Below are 22,872 nucleotides of genomic sequence, written 5' to 3'. Positions count from 1 at the left end.
ATGGCCTTTGCAACCCCAATCGACTGGCAACAGTGCAACGCAGAACAGCAGCAGGCACTGTTAATGCGCCCGGCAATCGCCGCTTCTGGAAGCATTACCCAAACCGTGCGCGAGGTTCTGGAGCAGGTCAAAATCAACGGTGATGAAGCACTGCGCGCGTTTAGCGCACGCTTTGACAAAGTGCAGGTTGAAAATCTGCGCGTCACGCCGCAGCAAATCGACGATGCCTGCGCACGTTTAAGCGAGACGCTAAAACAAGCGATGGCGATTGCTGTCAGCAATATTGAGACATTCCATAAAGCGCAAATTCTCGCGCCTGTCGATATTGAAACCCAACCCGGCGTGCGCTGCCAACTGTTGACTCGTCCGGTAAAATCGGTGGGTCTGTATATTCCTGGCGGATCCGCCCCACTGTTCTCAACGGTGTTAATGCTGGCCACGCCCGCACGCATTGCCGGTTGTGGTCGCGTGGTGTTGTGTTCACCGCCGCCGATTGCCGATGAAATCCTGTATGCGGCAAAACTTTGCGGCGTGGAGGAGGTTTTCCAGGTTGGCGGTTCGCAGGCGATTGCTGCCCTCGCCTTTGGCACCGAAACCGTGCCGCGCGTTGATAAGATTTTTGGTCCGGGCAATGCTTACGTTACTGAAGCTAAACGTCAGGTCAGCCAGAGTGTAGATGGCGCAGCGATTGATATGCCAGCGGGTCCGTCAGAAGTGCTGGTGATTGCCGATGAAGGCGCAACGCCGGCGTTTGTGGCTTCTGATTTGCTGTCGCAGGCCGAACACGGCCCGGATTCACAGGTTATTCTGCTGACGCCTTCTGCGGCGCTGGCGCAAGGCGTCGCCGACGCGGTGGAACAACAGCTGGCACAGCTGCCGCGAGCGGCTACCGCACGCCAGGCGCTGGAAAGCAGTCGTCTGATCGTGGCACGCGACCTGGAACAGTGCGTTGAAATCTCCAACGCTTACGGCCCGGAGCATCTGATTATTCAGACGCGCCAGCCACGCGATCTGGTGGATTCCATCACCAGCGCGGGTTCCGTATTTCTTGGCGACTGGTCACCGGAATCAGCGGGCGATTATGCGTCAGGCACTAATCACGTATTGCCGACGTATGGCTATACCGCGACCTGCTCCAGCCTGGGGCTGGCTGATTTTCAGAAACGCATGACGGTACAAGAGCTGACGCCACAAGGCTTTCTTAACCTGGCCGCCACCATTGAAACGCTGGCCGCCGCAGAACAGTTAGATGCCCACAAAAATGCCGTTACCTTGCGCGTTGCCGCATTAAAGGAGCAAGCATGAGTCTGAATGTTGAAGCGTTGGCGCGCGAAAATGTACGTGCATTGACGCCCTATATGTCGGCGCGTCGCCTTGGTGGTAACGGTGATGTCTGGCTGAATGCCAACGAATTTCCGCTCGCGGTGCCGTTTGAACTGTCGCAGCAGACGCTGAATCGTTATCCCGAATGTCAGCCAAAATTAGTGATTGAGCGCTACGCCGCCTATGCCGGCTTGCAGCCTGATCAGGTACTGGCAAGCCGCGGGGCAGATGAAGGTATCGAGCTGCTGATGCGCGCATTCTGCGAACCCGGCAAAGACGCAATATTGTTCTGCCCGCCAACCTATGGCATGTATAGCGTCAGTGCCGAAACCATTGGCATTGAATATCGCACTGTTCCGGCCTTAGATAACTGGCAGCTTAATCTGCCTGCGATTGCCGACAAGCTGGATGGCGTGAAAGTGGTCTACCTGTGCAGTCCCAACAATCCCACTGGCAACCTGATCAATCCAGACGATATACGCCAGTTACTGGACATGACCGCTGGAAAAGCACTGTTGGTGGCCGATGAAGCCTATATTGAATTCTGCCCGGAAGCGACGCTGACAGGCTGGCTGAAAGATTATCCACATCTGGTGGTGCTGCGCACATTGTCCAAAGCCTTTGCGCTGGCTGGTCTGCGCTGCGGATTTACGCTCGCGAATAAGCCCGTGATCGATCTGCTGCTGAAGGTCATTGCCCCTTATCCGCTGGCAACGCCAGTTGCGGATGTTGCGGCCCAGGCGCTAAGCGAACAAGGTATTGCCTTGATGCGTGAACACGTTGCGCAGTTGAACGACAACCGCAACTGGCTACTGACGCAGCTGGATCAGTGCGCCTGCGTCGTGGAGACCTTTGCCAGCGACACCAATTATGTGCTGGCGCGCTTCGCAGATTCACCACGCGTCTTTAAAACCCTGTGGGATCAGGGCATTATCCTGCGTGACCAAAACAAAAATCCGGGCCTGTCGGGATGCCTGCGCATTTCCATCGGCACGCGGGAAGAGTGCCAGCGTGTGATCACCGCGCTGCAAGCCATATCAGTGGAGCAAGCATGAGCCAAAAGACCCTTTTTATTGACCGCGACGGCACCATCATTTCTGAGCCGCCTGTAGATTTCCAGGTGGATCGCATGGACAAGCTGGCGTTTGAGCCTAATGTCATCCCAACGCTGCTGGCGCTACAAACCGCCGGTTATCGTCTGGTGATGATCACCAATCAGGATGGTTTGGGCACCACCAGTTTTCCGCAGGCCGACTTTGATGGCCCGCATAACCTGATGATGCAGATCCTGACCTCGCAGGGCATCCGGTTTGATGACGTGCTGATTTGCCCGCACATGCCTGACGACAACTGCGATTGCCGCAAGCCGAAAACTAAAATGGTCGACGCGTGGCTGGCAGAAGGCGCAATTGATGTAGCAAACAGCTATGTGATTGGTGATCGCCTTACCGATGTGCAGCTGGCGCAAAACATGGGCATTCAGCCGATCCGCTACGGTGCCGACGGTGAAGACTGGAACGCCATCCAGCAGCGCTTAACCCGACGAGATCGCTATGCGCTGGTAAACCGCAATACCAAAGAAACCCAGGTCAAAGTGGAAGTATGGCTGGATCGCGAAGGCAGCAGCAAGATCAATACCGGGGTCGGTTTCTTTGATCACATGCTGGACCAGATCGCGGTACACGGCGGCTTCCGCATGAATATTGAAGTAAAAGGCGATCTTTATATCGACGATCACCACACGGTTGAAGATACCGGTTTAGCGCTGGGCGAAGCCTTATTGAAGGCACTGGGCGACAAACGCGGCATTGGCCGTTTCGGCTTTGTGCTGCCAATGGACGAATGCCTGGCACGCTGTGCACTGGATATTTCTGGCCGCCCGCATATCGAATTCAAAGCAGAGTTTAACTATCAGCGCGTCGGCGATCTCAGCACTGAAATGGTCGAGCACTTCTTCAGTTCGCTGTCCTACAGCATGATGAGCACCCTGCATCTCAAAACCAAAGGGAAGAACGACCATCACCGCGTTGAGAGTCTGTTCAAAGCCTTTGGCCGGACCTTACGCCAGGCGATTCGCGTTGACGGCAACACCCTGCCGAGTTCGAAAGGAGTGCTGTGATGAATGTGGTGATCCTTGATACCGGCTGTGCCAACCTGTCTTCGGTAAAGTGGGCGGTTGAGCGGCTTGGCTATACCCCGGATGTCAGCCGTGATCCTGACGTGGTGTTGCGTGCAGACAAGCTGTTTCTGCCCGGCGTAGGGACGGCCCAGGCGGCGATGAACCAGCTTCAGGAGCGCGACTTGATCGAGCTGGTCAAAACCTGTACTCAGCCCGTGCTGGGTATCTGTCTCGGCATGCAGTTGCTGGGGCGTGGCAGCGACGAGAACGGCGGGGTTTCCACGCTGGGCATTATTGATGAGCCGGTTTCCCTGATGGATACGCAAGGTTTGCCGCTGCCGCATATGGGCTGGAACCGCATCACTGCGCAGGCTGGTCATCATCTGTTCCGCGGCATCGACGATGGCAGCTACTTCTACTTCGTACATAGCTACGCAATGCCGGTGAATGCCGCCACTATCGCGCAATGCCATTACGGTTTACCGTTCACCGCTGCGCTGCAAAAAGATAATTTTTTCGGTGTGCAATTCCATCCCGAACGCTCCGGCAAAGCGGGCGCGCAGTTGCTAAAAAATTTCCTGGAGATGTGATGATTATCCCCGCGTTAGATTTAATTGACGGCAATGTCGTTCGCCTGCATCAGGGCGATTACGGCCAGCAGCGCGACTACGGTAGCAACCCGCTGCCACGTCTGCAGGATTATGCCAGCCAGGGTGCCACTGTGCTGCATCTGGTGGATTTAACTGGCGCGAAAGATCCGGCCAAACGCCAGATCCCTCTGCTTAAAACCTTACTGAATGGCGTTGACGCCATTGTCCAGGTTGGCGGCGGTATTCGTACTCGCGATGATGTAAAAGCGTTGCTGGATGCGGGTGCCAGCCGCGTGGTGGTCGGTTCCACCGCAGTAAAACAGCCTGAAGAGGTGAAGCAATGGTTTGAAGAGTTTGGTGCCGAGGCGATTGTACTGGCATTAGACGTGCGCATTGACGCTAATAATCGCAAAGAAGTAGCGATCAGCGGCTGGCAGGAAGCGGCGGGCGTGACGCTGGAAGATATCATTGAACAGTTCCAGTCGGTTGGCCTGAAGCATGTGTTGTGCACCGATATTTCACGTGACGGCACGCTGAGCGGCTCCAATGTGGAGTTGTATCAGGAAGTGACCGCACGCTATCCCGCGATTGCCTTTCAGTCTTCCGGTGGCATCGGTGAGCTCAGCGACATCGCCGCACTGCGCGGCAGCGGCGTACAAGGCGTGATTGTTGGACGCGCCTTGCTGGAAGGTAAATTCACAGTTTCGGAGGCAATCGCATGCTGGCAAAACGGATAATTCCTTGTCTTGATGTGCGTGACGGTCAGGTTGTTAAAGGCGTTCAGTTTCGCAATCACGAAATTATTGGTGACATCGTACCGCTGGCGCAGCGATACGCTGAAGAAGGCGCTGACGAGCTGGTGTTTTATGATATTACCGCTTCATCCGCTGGCCGTGTGGTAGACAAAAGCTGGGTATCACGCGTGGCAGAAGTGATCGATATTCCATTTTGCGTCGCGGGCGGGATTAAAACCCCGGAAGATGCAGCGCGCATTCTGGAGTTTGGCGCGGACAAAATCTCTGTTAACTCGCCAGCGCTGGCCGATCCCACGCTGATTACCCGCCTTGCCGACCGTTTTGGCGTGCAGTGTATTGTTGTGGGCATTGATACCTGGTTCGACGAAAACAGCCATAAATATCATGTCAATCAATATACCGGCGATGAGTCCCGTACTCGCGTAACGACCTGGGAAACCCTCGACTGGGTGCAGGAAGTGCAAAAGCTGGGCGCAGGCGAAATCGTGCTTAATATGATGAATCAGGACGGTGTGCGTAACGGCTACGATCTGGTGCAGCTTAAGAAAGTACGTGAAGTCTGCAACGTGCCACTGATTGCTTCTGGCGGCGCAGGCACGATGCAGCATTTTTTTGATGCCTTTGAGCAGACCAACGTCGATGGCGCACTCGCAGCATCGGTGTTTCATAAACAGATTATTAATATCGGTGAGCTGAAAAGTTTCCTGATTGACAACGGTGTGGAGATTCGCGCGTGTTAACAGTTCAACAACTGGCTCAACTCAACTGGAATAAAACGCAAGGCATGATGCCGGTTATCGTCCAGCATAGTGTCTCTGGCGAAGTGCTGATGCACGGTTACATGGATAAAGAGGCACTGGCGAAAACGCTGCAAGACGGCAACGTGACGTTTTTTTCCCGCACTAAAAACCGCTTATGGACCAAAGGCGAAACCTCGGGCAATTTTCTGAAAATGGTCAGCATCACGCCAGACTGTGATAACGATACCTTGCTGGTACTGGCTAATCCGACAGGCCCAACCTGCCATCTTGGCATCTCAAGCTGCTTTTCGCCTGCTGCGCCAGAGTGGACCTTTTTATATCAGCTGGAGCAGCTGCTGGCCGAGCGTAAAAACGCCGATCCTGACAGTTCTTATACCGCGAAACTTTATGCCAGCGGCACCAAACGCATCGCGCAAAAAGTGGGTGAAGAAGGCGTTGAAACGGCGCTGGCCGCGACCGTGAACGATCGTCACGAGCTGACCAATGAAGCGTCAGATTTGCTCTATCATCTGCTGGTTTTGTTGCAGGATCAGGATTTAAACCTCAGTACCATCATCGCCAATCTGCGTTCCCGCCATAAATAAACGTGCAATATACTGCTCAAAATTGTGCTGGGCTGGCGATTTTGAGCAGTATGCTTCTCAAAAAAAGTAACGCTAATATTGCGCAATATATTGCTCAAGCGAGACGTGCAATAGTAACCCTGCAATTAGGTGGCGATAGCCATGTCTGAAATAGCGCCATCCTTAAAAAAACCAAAAGCCAGTGGCTTGCACCAGCGTATGATTTTGCGTCAATGAAAGTCGATCCAGAGAAAACACTTCGCACCACGCAGTGGGGTTCGCCTGACGAAGAGAATGGACATTATCAGTGGCACCGAAATTGCTAAAGCATTGCACGATTTCATTCCACAGATGACGTTGTTGACTCAGCTTGCTGCTCAAGGAGAAGTGAATGACCACACATGAAAAACTGATCGTCCTGCTCGACCAGCATCAGGCGCGTTACCGACTCATGGCGCATGAAGCGACGGGAAAATGTGAAGCTGTGGCGGCGATTCGCGGCACGCATATTGGACAAGGTGCCAAAGCCCTGGTGTGCCACGTTAAAGGTAACGGCGTGAAGCAGTATGTCCTGGCCGTGTTGCCAGCCGATCAGCAGGCCGATCTCAGCAAAGTAGCAGAAGCGGTGGGCGGACGGCGCGCGTCACTGGCCAGCCCGGCGGAAGTGGATACGCTGACCGGCTGTGTATTTGGCGCGATTCCACCGTTTAGCTTTCACCCCGATTTAAAGCTGGTAGTCGATCCGCTGCTGTTTGAGCGCTTTAGCGAGATTGCCTTTAATGCAGGCGTACTGGAGCGTTCTGTCATCTTAAACACCGAAGACTATCGTGCCTTGTGCCGAGGTGAATGGTGCAATGCTAACATAGTGAAATTAATCCGGTAATTGCCATCACATCAGGTGAAAGGTACTCTGCGTGCTTCAACATCACGGATAAAAGAAGATATTTTTTATGGCAATGTTTTTCACTAAAACACGCCTGCGTCAGACGCTGGCGATGGCGATGATGGCGGGTTGCGCTTTCAGTGCGCAGGCAAAAATAGAACAGGTACGTTTCGCTGTTGATCCCACCTACCCTCCTTTTGAGTCTAAAACGCCACAGGGCAAACTGGTCGGTTTTGACATCGATCTGGGTAATGCTCTGTGCGAGCAGATGCAGGCAAAATGTGTGTGGGTAGAAAGCCAGTTCGACGGCATGATCCCGGCACTTAAAGCGCGTAAATTTGATGCCATTCTTTCTGATATGGGCATTACCGAAGAACGTATGAAGCAGATTAACTTCACCGTGCCGCTTTACGATACGCATACTCAGCTCATAGCACGCAAAGGTGCCGGTATCCTGCCAACCGCTGACTCGCTGAAAGACAAAACCGTCGGCGTTGAGCAAGGTACCGTGCAGGAGCGCTACGCGCTGGCCAAATGGCAGCCGCATGGCGTAACGGTGGTGCCATATGGCGATCAGGCACAAGTTGAAAGCGATCTGGTTTCTGGTCGTCTGGATGCCATTTTCACTGACGCAGCGCAGGCCGCGATTGGCTTTTTAAAACAACCGCAGGGCAAAGATTTCGAGCTGGCTGGTCCGATTGTGCAGGATCCGATTATCGGCCCAGGCACAGCGATTGGTCTGCGTAAAGATGACACTGAATTAAAAACTGCGCTCGATAAGGCGTTCGGTGAAATCAAGCAGAACGGCACATTTGATAAGATTCAGAAAAAGTATTTCGCGACCGACATCTCTATTCAGCCGTAATAACGCAGGCGGCATTTCATTTGTGCCGCCTGTTGTAATTCAGCACTATACTTCTCTTTTTCTGCTTAATTTAAAGGCGTTACATTTTTCGCCCACTGCTGATTACAGGACCGTTATGCATCAACAACATCATCCTCTGCTAAGCGCCTCGTTGGGTACTCAACGGGAAATCATTAGTTTCCACTTCGGCGAAGACAATAAGCGCCAGGTCTATATTCAGGCGGCTTTGCATGGCGATGAACTGCCCGGTATGGCGGTGGCGTGGTTTCTGAAAAAGCGACTGCAGGCATTAGAATGTGCAGGTCAGTTGAAGGCGGCTTTTACGCTGGTGCCGGTGGCGAATCCATTAGCATTAGGGCAACACTGGCATGGCACACATTTAGGCCGATTCCATACGCTGTCCGGCCAGGATTTCAATCGTAAGTTTCCCTCTTTGGGCGAAACGCTGGCTGCCAGGCTGGCGGGTTCGTTCACGCAAAGTGAATATGATAATAAGCGATTGATACGCGATGCTGTTGACCTGCACTATCGTGACACCATTCCAAAAACCGAACTGGATGCACAGCGTTTTACCCTGATGCGTATGGCAAGTCAGGCCGATTTAATGATCGATCTGCATTGCGACTGGGAAGCGGTGCCACATTTATACACCACACCTCATGCCTGGCCGGACATCGAACCCTTTGCGCGTTGGCTGGGCAGCGAAGTACAGCTGCTGGCGCAGATTTCAGGCGGTGAACCGTTTGATGAAGCGTGCTGCGAACCTTGGCTGACGCTGGCTGAGCGTTTTGGCGACGAGTTCCCCATGCCGCGCGGCTTGTTGCCAGTGACGCTGGAATTACGCGGAGTGCGGGATGTCTGCCCAGAGCAGGCGGAGCAGGATGCCGATGCGATTATTTCCGCATTGCAGGAAAGTGGCTATATAAGCGGCAGCGAACCTGCCGTGTCGGTCGAAGTTGCGGCGCCGGTGATTGGTGGCGATGAGCTGGTGTCAGCCACCACTGACGGCGAAGATGTGGCCGCCAGAGTGGAAAATGAAGCTGGCCTGAGCACGCATGAAGTCATTGAGGCGGCAAATGAGCAGAGTGTGATTAAAGAGCGTTATAGCGAAGGTTCTGTTGCTCCATCCCCCGCCCTGAAAAACCCACCGACACCGCTGGCGGGTTGTGAATACATTCACTCTCCGGTATCAGGTTTGATCCTGCATCGTAAATCATTAGGAGCGCATGTTCGACCAGGCGAGGTGGTCGCCGAGATTATCGATCCGGTGACTGATCAGATCACGCCGTTAGTGGCGGAATATGGCGGACTGTTATATGCGAGACATTGGGTGAGTTTTGCGACAGCAGGCATGCTGGTAGTGCGGTTGGCTGGGGAGAATGAGGTGAGGCAGGGGGAATTGTTGGTGATTTGATTCAATACTGCGCCGTGATATTGCAATAATACTGGTATTGTGAAATATGCTATGCATAAGGATTTTCAAAATGTTAGTCACAATTTTTTATTGTGTAAATCCCGGGTAATGACTCCAACTTACTGATAGTGTTTTATGTTCAGATAATGTCCGATGACCTTGTCATGCAGCTCCACCGATTTTGAGAACGACAGTGACTTCCGTCCCAGCCTTGCCAGATGTTGTCTCAGATTCAGGTTATGTCGCTCAATGCGCTGAGTGTAACGCTTGCTGATAACGTGCAGCTTTCCCTTCAGGCGTGATTCATACAGCGGCCAGCCATCCGTCATCCATACCACGACCTCAAAGGCCGACAGCAGGCTCAGAAGACGCTCCAGTGTGGCCAGAGTGCGTTCACCGAAGACGTGTGCCACAACCGTCCTCCGTATCCTGTCATACGCGTAAAACAGCCAGCGCTGACGTGATTTAGCACCGACGTAGCCCCACTGTTCGTCCATTTCAGCGCAGACAATCACATCACTGCCCGGTTGTATGCGCGAGGTTACCGACTGCGGCCTGAGTTTTTTAAGTGACGTAAAACCGTGTTGAGGCCAATGCCCATAATGCGTGCACTGGCGCGACATCCGACGCCATTCATGGCCATATCAATGATTGTCTGGTGCGTACCGGGCTGAGAGGCGGTGTAAGTGAACTGTAGTTGCCATGTTTTACGGCAATGAGAGCAGAGATAGCGCTGATGTCCGGCAGTGCTTTTGCCGTTACGCACCACGCCTTCAGTAGCGGAGCAGGAAGGACATCTGATGGAAATGGAAGCCACGCAAGCACCTCAAAATCACCATCATACACTAAATCAGTAAGTTGGGAGCATTACCTAAATCCCGAATAAAAAAGGAAAGATCATAAATTATGAAATTAATAGCGTCGTATAAAAACTTGATGATTTCGCAAATATTTTTATCGTAATTAACCTTGATTAATCATCATAAAAAAACATCAAGCATAGAACTAAATTTATATTATATGTATTCTCATAGGACCAAAAAACCTGATAAAATATCATATATGCATTTGTAACTGTTTAAACAGGGTAATTATACTGGCTCAAGAGTATTACAGATAATATAAAGGCCTATTGCCATTGTATAAGTGTGTGAGCAAATAAAAATAGACTGTAAATACAGAAGTTTTTCACTATGTCTGTTTCTTAGGTATTAATTACAATGACCACTTAATAACGATGCGTAGTAAAGGATGGGGAATCAATTGTCATCTCAAACCTAGATGCAGAGTATCAATAGATAATTTAACCCATAATGATATGAGGAAGTCAAACGCCAGAAACCTTCTTCGATTCAAAATAATCTTGCACATGTGATAATTACTGCTAAAATATCGGCTTTTATATATCCATGGTCAATACTATGACTTCAATCTCAACTTATATGCAAAAGAATAATCTTATTGTTCTTCTTTGGTCGGTAATAGCAGGTTTAATAGTTTATGGATACTCCATTTTCAATTTTACTCTTTCTATTGATAATGAGTATCTTGACCTTTTTGAACAAAAAATAAGCATCGGCCGTTGGGGGGGAGCGTTTTTAAAAGAAACGATTTTGCCAAGTCCCTATGCTCCCTATTTTACAACTATGATTTTTGTTTTATTTTTGGCGCTATCATATTATAGTTTTTGCCAAATATTATCACTCTCTCGATTCAATTCTTCTATTTTCTGCATTCTGGCTATGTCGTTTCCATCGCTATTTTACCAGGCAGACTTCCATATGCAAAGTGATGCGGTAAGCATTGGGATTTTTTTAGGAGTATTAGCGGCTGGTTTACATTTAAAATCTATCCATAGTCTGTGTAGTAAGAAAATTAAAATCCTATTATTTTTCCTATCTATCGTAGCATATGCATGTTCAATTTCAGTTTATCAGTCAATTTTTGTCACTGCACCAGGTGTAGTGATTTTATTTTATTTATATAACACTTTAAATGGCAATAATTTACTCAACCTGTCGAAATTTGTTAACTTTATTATTTGGTGTGTTCTTTCTGTTGTCTTTTATTTTCTTTTAACTAAACTCTGGCAATACGTTTTTAATATCGCTGGTTCATCTTATTTGACAGACCAAGTTGGCTGGGGGAAAAATAGCCTATTGCAAAACATTAATATTATTTATTTTAAAATAAAAGCATTACTTCTAGGAAGAGACTATTACGGATCTGGCATATTCATTTTTTCAACTATATCATTTTTATTAACATTAATGTTTAACTTAAAGGAAAATACTTTATTAAAAATCCTATTACTATTTGCTGGTTTATTTGTTCCTTTCTCGCTTATCATTATCCTGGCGGTAGATTTACCTGCAAGAACTTTTACATTCCAATCATTTGTATATGCTTTTTTTATAGTGTATTTTTTAAAAAAATTCGAAACCACAAAAAAATATCAAAGCATTTCAATATTAGTTTGCGTTGTTACTTTATGGCATGGGAGCTATATTTATAGTCGTTTAATGTTTTCTGATTATATGAGTTGGAAAGCTGATATGCAAACAGCCAATGATATACTACTAACCATCAGGAATATTGACGATAATTATCAAGACGGCATAACTCCAGTTTATTTCCATGGTGCGCTTCAGCGTGTTAATCCCTGGAAACCGCCGCTTTCTGATGTATATGGCTATTCTTTTTTTTCGTGGGATAATGGCAACAATGACAGGATTCGTCATTTTTATAGTACAAACATGCTTGCAACAATTAAAACTGCTACCTTTAATCAAGCGGAAAGTGCTTTTAACGAATTGAGCAAAAGACCTTCATGGCCAATTAAAGGCTCTGTTTTCATTTATCATGGTACGGTAATAGTTAAATTAAGTAACGCTCCAGGTTACTTAGATAACTTGAGTAAGTAGCATATGATAAAAATTTTATCTAAATATATTTTTGTGGGATTAGTAAATACTTGCATATCGCTAAGCATTATGTATCTACTAACGAAAATTGACATTAGCATTTATCGAGCTAACATTATAGCTTATGTGGCTGGGATAATTTTAAGTTTTATCTTAAATTCGATATTTACTTTTAAAGTTCGCATTGAAACTAGTAATCTCATTAAGTTTATTGTCGTCGTTTTTATCAGCTACCTTACTAATCTATTAATTATTTACTTTACCGTTCCATTTTTTTATCCATCTAAAATGTTGCCTCAGGCTGCTGGGATGATTATATATACTATAGTCGGTTTTATATTAAATAAAAAGTTCACATTTAGGGCAAAACATGAGAAAGAATAACCTTACAATTATTGTACCTTGCTATAATGAAGAAGAAGTGCTTCATTTAACAAACAGGTCTTTATCTGAATGTCTTATGTCCATGGTCAATGAAGGATTAGTTAGCCAGGATAGTTCTATTTTGTATGTTGACGACGGAAGTCATGATGCGACATGGAGTCTTATAAAAAAATATAAAGAAAAACACCCTCATATATGTGGATTAAAACTATCACGCAATTATGGTCACCAAACAGCATTAATCGCCGGATTAACCAAATCAACCTCTGACATTACAGTAAGTATAGATGCGGATTTACAAGATGATGTAAATTGCATAAGAGAAATGGTTTTGAAGTATCATCAAGGATGTGACGTAGTATATGCTGCGCGAGATGACAGGAACAGCGACTCCCTGTTTAAAAGAACCAGTGCTGAATTATATTATAAAATAATGGCAAAAATGGGTGTCGAACAAATTCATAACCATGCTGATTTTAGATTGCTGAGTAAGCGAGCCGTATCTTCTTTGTTACAATTTAAGGAGTCGGAAATATATTTAAGGGGGATCATACCTCAAATTGGCTATAAAAGTGAAGTCATTTACTATAAACGACTACAGCGCACCGCAGGAGAGTCTAAATATCCTTTTTCAAAAATGCTCTCTCTTGCAATTAAAGGCATTACTTCTAATACCATTTTCCCGCTAAGAGCAATTTCAATCACCGGCTTTATAATTTCTTTTATTTCTTTTATTGCGTTTATTGGTATATTACTTGAAAAGTTTTTAGGAACGACATTTCCAGGGTGGGCATCTATTACGGCGGGGATATTTTTCTTAGGGGGCGTGCAGCTCTTCTCACTAGGAGTGATTGGTGAGTATGTAGGAAAGATATATATGGAATCTAAACGAAGGCCTCGATATTTTACAGATGAAGATATATAAAAAAACGCCTGCCTAATGGCAGGTGTTTTTTTAATTAATCTAACCACTCAGTATGGAACACGCCGTCTTTATCGATACGCTTATAAGTATGCGCACCAAAGTAGTCGCGCTGAGCCTGAATCAGGTTAGCTGGCAAAACCGCTGAACGGTAGCTGTCGTAATAGGCGATAGCAGCAGAGAAGGTTGGTGTTGGAATACCATTCTGTACAGCATAAGCAACCACATCACGCAGCGCCTGCTGGTATTCGTCAGCAATATTCTTGAAGTAAGGCGCTAACAGCAGATTTGCGATGCTAGCGTCTTCGGCATAGGCATCAGTGATTTTCTGCAGGAACTGAGCGCGAATGATGCAGCCAGCACGGAAAATTTTCGCGATTTCACCGTAGTGCAGGTCCCAGTTGTACTGATCTGAAGCAGCTTTCAGCTGTGAGAAGCCCTGCGCATAAGAAACGATTTTGCCCAGGTAGAGAGCACGACGCACTTTCTCAACGAATTCAGCCTTATCACCGGTGAAGGTTTTAGCTTCAGGGCCGCTCAATACTTTAGATGCCGCAACGCGCTGTGATTTCAGTGAAGAGAGGTAACGGGCAAAGACTGACTCAGTAATCAGTGACAGCGGCTCGCCGAGATCCAGTGAGCTCTGGCTGGTCCACTTACCGGTGCCTTTGTTGGCGGCTTCGTCCAGAATCACATCAACCAGATATTTTCCATCTTCATCTTTTTTGGTGAAAATGTCTTTGGTGATGTCGATCAGGTAGCTGCTCAGCTCACCATCATTCCACTCGCTGAAGGTTTTAGCCAGCTCTTCGTTGCTCAGACCCAGCGCGCCTTTCAGCAGAGAATACGCTTCAGCAATAAGCTGCATATCGCCATACTCGATGCCGTTGTGCACCATTTTTACATAGTGACCGGCGCCGTCTGGACCGATATAGGTCACACAGGCTTCACCCTCAGCGCGGGCAGCAATTTTGTCGAGGATAGGCGCGACGAGCTCATAGGCCTCTTTTTGGCCGCCAGGCATGATTGATGGTCCCTTAAGAGCGCCCTCTTCCCCACCGGAAACACCTGTGCCAATAAAGTTAAAACCTTGCTCAGACAGCTCTTTGTTACGGCGAATAGTATCTTTATAGAACGTGTTACCGCCGTCGATCAGGATATCGCCCTTATCAAGGTGCGGCGTCAGGGAGGCGATAGTTTTATCAGTAGCTTCACCAGCCTGCACCATAAGTAGGATGCGGCGTGGTTTTTCCAGTGAATCAACGAACTCTTCAATGGTATAGAATGGAGCGAGCTTTTTACCTTCGTTTTCCGCGATGACTTCATCGGTCTTTTCGCGTGAGCGGTTGAAGATAGAAACAGTGTAGCCACGGCTCTCAATGTTAAGAGCCAAATTGCGGCCCATGACTGCCATACCTACAACGCCGATCTGTTGCTTGGACATTTTATACTCCTGTCTGAAAGTCACTCGTCTGTCACCTGGACAAACGAACTAATGTGGCAAACATGTTAACTCATGAAACACAAGAAAAGGTAGTTATTGATGCGATAGAGACTAAACTTAGAAATGCACGAAGCGCATAATATTATTTTAGTATGGCGTAAGAGAGTCCTGTTTTTATATGACTCTTAAAGTAATGCGGTAATATATCTTCTGGCTTACCATCCATTTTCACAGTGCCATGTTCAAGCCATAATATACGTGTGCATGTTTTTTGTAAAAGCTCATGACTATGGCTGGCAAGGATTAAAATTTTTGTCGAATTAATCAAATGTGTGAGTCTATTTTCAGCTTTTTCTTTGAATCCTTCATCACCGACAGAAAGCCATTCATCCATTAACAGGATTTCCGGCGTAAAAATTGTCGACACACTAAAACCCAAGCGCATTTGCATACCAGAAGAATAGGTTCTTACCGGCATGTCAATAAAATCACCTAAATCAGTAAAATCAATTATTTCTTCTATCTTATTATTTATTTCTCGTTTCTTTAAGCCTAATAATGCCCCACGAATATAGATATTTTCACGACCGGTAAACTCAGGGTTAATACCAAGAGATATAGATATTAAAGAACCTATATCTCCATTAACTAATGCCGTTCCACTTGTAGGGTGATAAACACGGCTAAACATACGCAGCAAAGTAGTTTTACCAGCGCCATTATGCCCAATCAAACCTACTCGCTCTCCGTCAATGATTTCAAAATTGAGATTATTGAGTGCAGAAACGACAACACGACCATTCTGCTCCCCTACTTTCCCACCAGTCGCAAAATTAATAAAATTCTTTTTGAAAGACCGAGATGCTGCATTAAATATTGGAAAATCGATCCCAACATTTTCAAATTTGATTAAAGCCATTGTTAAACCTATACCCAGTATGGGACTCGATATTTATATTTACTTGTCATGATAATAGAAAAAGCGAACCCTAAAACACACATTATACTCGCAACCCAATAACTTGTTACAGGCACAGACTCACCCAATAAAGGTGAACGAACCAAATTTATAAGATGGTAAAATGGATTAAAGTCCAATAGAAATTCACCCACGCGATGCGTTAATAGCTTAGGCATCCAGATTATTGGCGTCAGATAAAATACAACTTGCATAATGCTCAAAATTATCTGCGTCATGTCTCTAAATCTGGCACAGATTAGAGAAACAACCATTAAAAACCATGACATATTCAGTAGTAAAAGCACCAGTCCCGGTATGGCAAGAACTACATGCCAATCAACTCCTTTACCTACAGCGAGAAGTACTAAAGGAAAAATTACTATATTGTGTAAAAAGATAATAAAATTTTTCCATACTACGCGTAAAACATGTACATGTAACGGAACTGGAAGTTGTTTAATAATACCTTCAGAGGAAATTAGCGCATCGCATCCTTCCGTAATGGAGTTAAGTATAAATCCCCATAAAATTAGCCCCAACGTTAGATAAGGCAAAAAATCATGAATAGGCGTCTTAAAAAGATTAGCAAACACTAGCCCCATGGTAGTAATCATTACTGCCATGCTAATTGTTATCCAAAACGGGCCTAAACGGGATCTTTTATAACGTTGCCGAATATCTTGCCCACCCATCACTTGAATAATATGAAAGGATCTGAGTGCGCTAAGTAAATCTTGCAAACCTACTAAAAAAAAATGAGTGTACATTATAATATCCCGCAATCGAATGCTTTGCGATTTAATCCAAAAAGGAATTTTTCTCCAGAAAGCCTTGCTGTTAGCATGGCCATAAAATCTTCACGCTGAGAAGGTTCAAGCTGCTCCTTTAATTTTAAAAGATCATTAAAGTTACATACTGAACGATACATCAAATCTAATTTGATAATCGGCAGCCCCATATGGTGCAATGCAATACAATTATTATGTATTTGAGATCCTCGAGTAAAATCATCAAGATAAATACTCATAAGCCTTTCTTTTAATAGTAGCCCTTGCGGTAAAGTATTATAATCAACAGAGGAAAGAAAAGAAGCAAAATCCACGAAATTAATGGCATCTTTTTTTTTATCATTTATATTTTTGTAAACCGTCCGTTTCTCGCTTTTATTTTTCTCTTCAATGAATTTTTGATAAAATGACTTTAAAATATAATCATGTTCAAAATATTGAATGAGATATTGATTGGACCAATATCTCCTTTCGCCCTCTCTTCTAAATTTAAAATAATTTTTAAATAATTCCTCATTTGAAATCAATGCGTTTTCGAAGGCTGTCACGTTATAGAGAGCCGCAAAATGTGACTCATCACGCGCCAATGATTTTAGCACTTTGCTTAATGTAAACTCACCTCTTTTGATTACTAATGGCCTAACGTTTGAAGGTTTATAATTATTCCAATAATCTATAAATTTTTTATTTCTTGCTATATCCCCGGATACTGATATACAAAAAGATCCTAAGTGAGGAGAAATTTCTCTGTTTTCTGTTGCTCCTAACACATCTATATTCGAGCTAAAAAGATCATGAATAAACTTAGACAATCCTCTTTTTGAAAAGAAAACACTATCATTTAAAATAAGTAGCCGTTCACATTTATCAGAAATTTTCTTATCAAAAAAAAATCCCATCCCCGCTTTATAACTCCCAAAATCGCGGCCGAAATTATCTCTTTCAATATAAACATCTATTAATTCAGGCCGGTAATTCTCTTTGACAATTTTAAGAGTATTCACTGCTATAATATAGATGCCCTGAGCTTTAGCTTCCTTGAGTAGCTCAATAGTATCATTTCGCAGTTTAGTCTTTTCATAAAGAGCTAATAGCATAACGTTGCCGCCTGCAAATTCATTATGAGAAATGATATTAGCATAGCTTTTATTTTTTAATTTTTCCTTGTGCGAAAGCATTAAATAATACATGTATAATGATGCTTTGAAAGAAAAACCGTAAGCTTTATTTATCAATCCTTTCATATTATCCTTACTTTGTTAAATTCAATTTAGTTTACCTAATACCGCCATCAAAAAGAAAAATAAAGTTTCATATTTTGCTTGACGATATACCCCAGACTTCAAAAAATTATGGGCTCGCTCAACCAGTGAATCGCTTTTCCTATAATAAAGCCTAATAACTTCGTTATTTACATCATCAATATTACTGGAAATAACTTCTAGAATTTCATGATTATTTTTATTCCAAGCTTTATACTCTCCGCTATAAATCTTTTTGAATCTCTCAACTTTTGATAACAACCCTTTATTACTACCGACTAAATTATTGTCGTGTTGCCGGTATAGCATATATGATTGTTTATCATATATAATGACACCATTCAATGCTGCCACAGTAATATAAAGCAACCAGTCATGGGATATAACATTTAAATTACCTTCTATATTTTCAAATAACCTTTTAATATCATGATTAAAAACCATCGTATTACCACCAGCATAACTTTGTATTAACGCATTTTTTACGCTGAGTTCACGTTGGAATAAAGGAGAGTCACCTAAATATTTTCCTCTCTCATCTATTAAGGTAGTACGGCTGCCATATAATTGATATGGTTTTTTTCCCGTACAATTTCTTTTTAAGCTTTTTATGGCAATTTCCAGTTTTGTATCTAACCAAATGTCATCTTGATCGCAGAAAGCATAATAAGGAGAATGAATAGAATTATTTCTCAAGAGAGAAAAAAAATTTTGAGCAAATCCCTTTTGAGGCCCTTTTAAAACCTTAACTTTTCCAGCAGGGAATTCCTTAGCAAAATCATTGATTATTCCAAGCGTACGATCAACTGAGCCATCGTCAGAAACATATAACACCCAATCTTTATAGGTTTGAGCACGTATTGAATCAAGTTGTTGTTGAATGTACAGCTCTCCGTTATACGTACCTAACAGGATACTGATAGTGCCGAGTTCAGAATTTTTCACGTTTGCTTTGACGTTAGTTTGAAGAAAATTATTCATTAAAATAACTTTCAACTTTTAAAAAATAAATATAGCCAGCAATTGTGCTGACTATTTAACTTAGTTAAAGTAAATCGCCTTTTCAAATGAGACTCCATTCATATCCTTATTAGAAAGGGAAGGTTGTTTCTCTTTAGCTATTGGCCATTCAATTCCGATGGTTTCATCATTCCACAATAATGAATGTTCTGCTTGTGGATTGTAATAATCCGTACACTTATAAACAAATTCTGCGCTATCTGACGTGACTAAAAAGCCGTGGGCAAAACCTTCGGGCACCCATAACTGGCGTTTATTTTCTGCTGAGAGGAATTCCCCTACCCACTGACCGAACGTAGGAGAAGATTTACGCATATCAACAGCCACATCGAATACTTCACCCGAAATTACACGTACCAATTTTCCTTGCGTGTTTTCAGTTTGATAATGTAATCCGCGAAGAATGCCTTTTGAAGATTTTGAATGGTTGTCCTGGACAAATTGCCGTGGACATACCATTTCTTCAAATTTTTTCTGCTGCCAGGTTTCCATAAAAAAACCACGTTCATCACCAAAAACAGAAGGCTCGATTATTTTTACATCAGCGATTTTAGTATCAATTACTTTCATTACAGTTTACCTTCATAAAGCGACATCAGATATTTACCGTATTCATTTTTCATTAATGGCTGAGCCAGCATTTTTAATTTTTCATGATCGATAAAGCCCATGCGGTAAGCAATCTCTTCCGGGCAGGCAACCTTTAATCCCTGACGCGTTTCAATCGTCTGGATAAAGTTATTCGCTTCGATCAAGCTTTGGTGCGTGCCGGTGTCTAACCATGCATGTCCACGCCCCATGATTGAGACTGAAAGCTCGCCCTTTTCAAGATAAAGATTATTGATGTCAGTAATTTCTAACTCGCCACGCGGTGAAGGCTTAAGGTTCTTAGCCATTTCAACTACGCTATTATCATAGAAATAAAGGCCTGTCACAGCATAATTGCTTTTTGGAACTGCTGGTTTCTCAACCAGTGAAATAGCCTTACCATTCTGATCAAACTCGACCACGCCGTAACGTTCCGGATCGTGTACATGATAAGCAAATACCGTTGCGCCCTGCTCTTTTTTACAGGCGTCTTCAAGTTGCTTATGCAGATCGTGTCCGTAAAAAATATTGTCGCCTAAAATGAGTGCGCAAGTGTCATTACCGATAAACTCCTCACCCAAAATAAACGCCTGAGCCAACCCATCCGGACTTTCCTGAACTTTATACTGAATATTGATTCCCCACTGAGAACCATTACCTAACAGGCTTTCAAAGCGCGGCGTATCCTGCGGGGTACTGATAATCAAAATATCGCGAATTCCCGCCAGCATCAGCGTACTCAGCGGATAATAGATCATCGGTTTATCATAAATAGGCAGCAACTGTTTACTTACCGCCATCGTCACTGGATAAAGGCGCGTACCAGAGCCACCCGCCAGAATAATACCTTTGCTGTTCTTCACGACACTCACCCTTTAATTAATTAGATATTCCATCGAGCACGCTTTATGCATACAACTCATCAATAAGGCGAGTTACACCCGTCTCCCAGTCAGGTAACGTGAGCGCGAAGGTCTCCCTAAATTTACGTGTATCTAAACGTGAATTGCCCGGACGTTTTGCTGGGGTAGGAAAAGCCGACGTGGAAACCGGGTTAATAGTTTTTACATTTAACGCGATCCCCTTGCTCTGTGCATAATGAATGACTTTACTGGCATAGTCATACCAGGTTGTCGTTCCTGCCGCGATCAGGTGATAAAGCCCACTAACTTCTGGCTTATCTAAGGCAACACGGATTGCATGTGCGGTGCTGTCTGCAATCAAATCGGCACCGGTAGGTGCTCCAAATTGATCGTTGATCACCGATAACGTGTCGCGATCTTTCGCTAACCGAATCATGGTTTTGGCAAAGTTATTGCCACGTGCGGCATAAACCCAACTGGTACGAAAAATCAGATAGCGTTGCATGTTACGCGCAATAGCTTGCTCGCCTTCAAGTTTAGTTTGCCCGTAGACGTTAAGCGGCGCTGTTGTATCACTCTCTTTCCATGGCGTATCACCTGAACCATCGAATACATAATCGGTGGAATAGTGTACTAACCATGCACCGCACGTCTCTGCCGCTCCGGCTAAGGCTCCCAGTGTTGTTGCGTTGATAAGCTGTGCTTTCTCTTGCTCTGATTCCGCTTTATCCACAGCCGTATAAGCTGTCGCATTAACGATCACAGTTGGTTGTAACTTACGCACCGTTTCAGCGATTCCGGTGGGATTTTCGAAATCACCGCAGTAGTCCGTAGAGTGTCGATCAAGTGCAATCAGGTTACCTAAAGGTGCCAGCGCACGTTGCAGTTCCCAGCCTACCTGGCCGTTTTTACCGAATAACAGAATATTCATTAGCTACGCTTCTCGTAGTTTTCTTCAATCCAGTTTTGATAAGCACCACTTTTAACATGCTCAACCCATTCTGGGTTATTCAGATACCATTCCACCGTTTTCTTCAAGCCGGTTTCAAAAGTTTCCTGAGGCTTCCATCCCAGCTCCTTTTCGATTTTTGCTGCATCAATGGCGTAGCGTCGATCGTGGCCAGGGCGGTCCTGAACATAGGTAATTTGATCGCTGTAAAGCGCAGCTTTCGGGCGGAGCTGGTCAAGTAACTCACATACTTTAAGCACAACATCGAGATTTTTCTTTTCGTTATGACCACCGATGTTGTAGGTACTGCCTGGCTGAGCCTGTTTTACTACCGTGTAGAGTGCACGAGCATGATCTTCAACATACAACCAGTCACGAATTTGATCGCCTTTGCCATAAATAGGCAAAGGTTTGCCTTCAAGTGCATTACTGATGATTAACGGGATCAGTTTTTCAGGAAAATGATATGGACCGTAGTTATTGGAACAGTTTGTGACAATAACAGGCAACTTATAGGTGCGCCCCCATGCCCGGACCAGATGATCGCTGGCGGCTTTAGTCGAAGAATAAGGACTGCTTGGCGCGTAAGGCGTTTCTTCAGTAAACAGCGGCAGTTCCCCCTCCCCCTCATCAGGATGAGGCAGATCGCCGTAAACTTCGTCAGTGGAAATGTGATGGAAGCGAAACGCGTTTTTACGCTCTTCAGGTAGGGCTGACCAGTACTGACGGCAGGCTTCTAACAGCGCATAGGTGCCGACCACATTAGTCTGTACAAATTCTGCAGGGCCGGTTATTGAGCGATCTACATGGCTTTCGGCAGCCAGGTGCATAATAGCGTCAGGCTGACATTCATTCAGGATGTTACTGATGGCCTGCCCATCGCAAATATCAACGTGTTTAAATTGATAACGCGGGTTTTGGCTGACACCTTTAAGCGACTCGAGATTACCTGCATAGGTCAATTTGTCGACATTAATAACCTCATCATTGGTATTATTGATAACGTGTCGAACAACTGCCGAACCAATAAAACCTGCACCACCAGTAATTAAAATCTTCATAACGTTTCGTTGATCCTGACAAGCTAACTGAGGCATCGCTGCCTGTATATAAAACAGACAATCTTTAGCAGTCTTTAAACACGCTACCGCCCTTGGGTCACAGCCCCCACGACGCTGATTATCTTCGGCCAGAGTGAAATCTGTCGCTGAGCACAGCTTCAGCCTACAGTATTCCATTGAAAGATAATTCTTTATTACATATAAAAAATTAAGCAGAATTATCAAAGAATAATCACAAATTCTATCACCCGGATTAAACAATGACGAACAAAATGAGTTCAAGTAATGAGCGTTAGTTCATGTATTAACCGCTTAATAGGCGTAGATGATGGTTGCTGATGCGTCAATACTCCGCAACCAGAATTTTATGAAAATCAGATGAGTAGTTTTATGCAGAGAAACTCAAGGGCGATAAATATCGCCCCTAAAGAAA

The 22,872-nt window shown here is 45.0% G+C and carries 23 protein-coding genes; 13 read left to right on the top strand and 10 right to left on the bottom strand.

The window, feature by feature from the left end; all coding sequences use genetic code 11:
* The 10 genes from hisD (at position 1) to H2P46_RS09905 (ending at position 9,273) form a co-directional block, all read left to right on the top strand.
* Positions 1-1,305 (top strand): histidinol dehydrogenase, encoded by a 1,305-nt coding sequence (gene hisD, locus H2P46_RS09950; protein ID WP_193404928.1) that lies wholly within the window; start codon positions 1-3, stop codon positions 1,303-1,305.
* A complete protein-coding gene (gene hisC, locus H2P46_RS09945) occupies positions 1,302-2,378 on the top strand; it encodes a histidinol-phosphate transaminase (protein ID WP_193404927.1) in 1,077 nt (358 codons plus the stop codon). Before hisD ends, hisC begins: the two co-directional genes overlap by 4 nt.
* On the top strand, positions 2,375-3,442 hold the full coding sequence (hisB, locus tag H2P46_RS09940) for a bifunctional histidinol-phosphatase/imidazoleglycerol-phosphate dehydratase HisB (protein ID WP_193404926.1): 1,068 nt from the start codon (positions 2,375-2,377) through the stop codon (positions 3,440-3,442). Before hisC ends, hisB begins: the two co-directional genes overlap by 4 nt.
* Positions 3,442-4,032: an imidazole glycerol phosphate synthase subunit HisH gene (hisH, locus tag H2P46_RS09935; RefSeq protein WP_193404925.1), complete on the top strand. Its 591-nt coding sequence runs from the start codon at positions 3,442-3,444 to the stop codon at positions 4,030-4,032. Before hisB ends, hisH begins: the two co-directional genes overlap by 1 nt.
* Positions 4,032-4,769, top strand: coding sequence for a 1-(5-phosphoribosyl)-5-[(5-phosphoribosylamino)methylideneamino]imidazole-4-carboxamide isomerase (gene hisA / locus H2P46_RS09930; RefSeq protein WP_193404924.1), 738 nt, complete (start codon positions 4,032-4,034; stop codon positions 4,767-4,769). The genes hisH and hisA overlap by 1 nt, the downstream gene beginning before the upstream one ends.
* On the top strand, positions 4,751-5,527 hold the full coding sequence (hisF, locus tag H2P46_RS09925; RefSeq protein ID WP_193404923.1) for an imidazole glycerol phosphate synthase subunit HisF: 777 nt from the start codon (positions 4,751-4,753) through the stop codon (positions 5,525-5,527). Before hisA ends, hisF begins: the two co-directional genes overlap by 19 nt.
* Positions 5,521-6,132, top strand: a complete 612-nt coding sequence (gene hisIE / locus H2P46_RS09920) for a bifunctional phosphoribosyl-AMP cyclohydrolase/phosphoribosyl-ATP diphosphatase HisIE (protein WP_193404922.1) — start codon at positions 5,521-5,523, stop codon at positions 6,130-6,132. The genes hisF and hisIE overlap by 7 nt, the downstream gene beginning before the upstream one ends.
* A 370-nt stretch (positions 6,133-6,502) precedes the next feature.
* Positions 6,503-6,994, top strand: a complete 492-nt coding sequence (locus H2P46_RS09915; RefSeq protein ID WP_193404921.1) for a YbaK/prolyl-tRNA synthetase associated domain-containing protein — start codon at positions 6,503-6,505, stop codon at positions 6,992-6,994.
* A 67-nt stretch (positions 6,995-7,061) separates the two neighbouring features.
* Positions 7,062-7,859, top strand: coding sequence for an ABC transporter substrate-binding protein (locus tag H2P46_RS09910; RefSeq protein WP_420846539.1), 798 nt, complete (start codon positions 7,062-7,064; stop codon positions 7,857-7,859).
* A 115-nt stretch (positions 7,860-7,974) separates the two neighbouring features.
* Entirely contained in the window at positions 7,975-9,273 is a 1,299-nt protein-coding gene (locus H2P46_RS09905) for a succinylglutamate desuccinylase/aspartoacylase family protein (RefSeq protein WP_193404919.1), read from the top strand.
* Positions 9,274-9,392: 119 nt separating this feature from the next.
* Here the strand turns inward: H2P46_RS09905 and H2P46_RS09900 are convergent.
* Positions 9,393-10,090 (bottom strand): IS1 family transposase gene (locus H2P46_RS09900; protein WP_239952247.1). Its coding sequence is split into 2 segments (ribosomal slippage): positions 9,393-9,841 and positions 9,841-10,090, totalling 699 coding nucleotides; the frame shifts between segments, so codons are not numbered across the junction.
* Positions 10,091-10,715: 625 nt separating this feature from the next.
* On the opposite strand from H2P46_RS09900, the gene H2P46_RS09895 reads away from it, so the two are divergent.
* The 3 genes from H2P46_RS09895 to H2P46_RS09885 are packed head-to-tail and all read left to right on the top strand — an operon-like array spanning position 10,716 to position 13,506.
* A complete protein-coding gene (locus H2P46_RS09895) occupies positions 10,716-12,197 on the top strand; it encodes a glucosyltransferase domain-containing protein (protein WP_193404918.1) in 1,482 nt (493 codons plus the stop codon).
* A gap of 3 nt (positions 12,198-12,200) precedes the next feature.
* The gene (locus H2P46_RS23395) at positions 12,201-12,581 is read left to right on the top strand and encodes a GtrA family protein (RefSeq protein ID WP_193404917.1); all 381 of its coding nucleotides are present in this window, start codon (positions 12,201-12,203) and stop codon (positions 12,579-12,581) included.
* Complete coding sequence (locus H2P46_RS09885) at positions 12,568-13,506, top strand: glycosyltransferase family 2 protein (RefSeq protein ID WP_193404916.1); 939 nt, start codon at positions 12,568-12,570, stop codon at positions 13,504-13,506. Before H2P46_RS23395 ends, H2P46_RS09885 begins: the two co-directional genes overlap by 14 nt.
* 34 nt (positions 13,507-13,540) lie before the next feature.
* On the opposite strand, the gene gndA is transcribed toward H2P46_RS09885, so the two are convergent.
* From gndA to rfbB, 9 genes are all read right to left on the bottom strand, one after another.
* Positions 13,541-14,947: an NADP-dependent phosphogluconate dehydrogenase gene (gene gndA / locus H2P46_RS09880; protein WP_193404915.1), complete on the bottom strand. Its 1,407-nt coding sequence runs from the start codon at positions 14,945-14,947 to the stop codon at positions 13,541-13,543.
* A 142-nt stretch (positions 14,948-15,089) separates the two neighbouring features.
* Positions 15,090-15,866 (bottom strand): ABC transporter ATP-binding protein, encoded by a 777-nt coding sequence (locus tag H2P46_RS09875; protein WP_193404914.1) that lies wholly within the window; start codon positions 15,864-15,866, stop codon positions 15,090-15,092.
* Positions 15,867-15,874: 8 nt separating this feature from the next.
* A complete protein-coding gene (locus H2P46_RS09870) occupies positions 15,875-16,675 on the bottom strand; it encodes an ABC transporter permease (RefSeq protein ID WP_193404913.1) in 801 nt (266 codons plus the stop codon).
* Positions 16,675-17,940, bottom strand: a complete 1,266-nt coding sequence (locus tag H2P46_RS09865; protein ID WP_193404912.1) for a rhamnan synthesis F family protein — start codon at positions 17,938-17,940, stop codon at positions 16,675-16,677. Before H2P46_RS09865 ends, H2P46_RS09870 begins: the two co-directional genes overlap by 1 nt.
* A 21-nt stretch (positions 17,941-17,961) precedes the next feature.
* Positions 17,962-18,939: a glycosyltransferase family 2 protein gene (locus H2P46_RS09860; RefSeq protein WP_193404911.1), complete on the bottom strand. Its 978-nt coding sequence runs from the start codon at positions 18,937-18,939 to the stop codon at positions 17,962-17,964.
* A gap of 60 nt (positions 18,940-18,999) precedes the next feature.
* Positions 19,000-19,548, bottom strand: a complete 549-nt coding sequence (gene rfbC, locus H2P46_RS09855) for a dTDP-4-dehydrorhamnose 3,5-epimerase (protein ID WP_193404910.1) — start codon at positions 19,546-19,548, stop codon at positions 19,000-19,002.
* Positions 19,548-20,429, bottom strand: a complete 882-nt coding sequence (gene rfbA / locus H2P46_RS09850; RefSeq protein WP_193404909.1) for a glucose-1-phosphate thymidylyltransferase RfbA — start codon at positions 20,427-20,429, stop codon at positions 19,548-19,550. The genes rfbC and rfbA overlap by 1 nt, the downstream gene beginning before the upstream one ends.
* A gap of 43 nt (positions 20,430-20,472) precedes the next feature.
* On the bottom strand, positions 20,473-21,360 hold the full coding sequence (gene rfbD, locus H2P46_RS09845; RefSeq protein ID WP_193404908.1) for a dTDP-4-dehydrorhamnose reductase: 888 nt from the start codon (positions 21,358-21,360) through the stop codon (positions 20,473-20,475).
* The gene (rfbB, locus tag H2P46_RS09840; protein ID WP_193405010.1) at positions 21,360-22,439 is read right to left on the bottom strand and encodes a dTDP-glucose 4,6-dehydratase; all 1,080 of its coding nucleotides are present in this window, start codon (positions 22,437-22,439) and stop codon (positions 21,360-21,362) included. Before rfbB ends, rfbD begins: the two co-directional genes overlap by 1 nt.
* Positions 22,440-22,872: the final 433 nt, after the last annotated feature.

Source organism: Mixta mediterraneensis, from assembly GCF_014946725.1.
GTDB lineage: Bacteria > Pseudomonadota > Gammaproteobacteria > Enterobacterales > Enterobacteriaceae > Pantoea > Pantoea mediterraneensis.
This window is presented reverse-complemented; position numbering and strand designations above follow the sequence as displayed.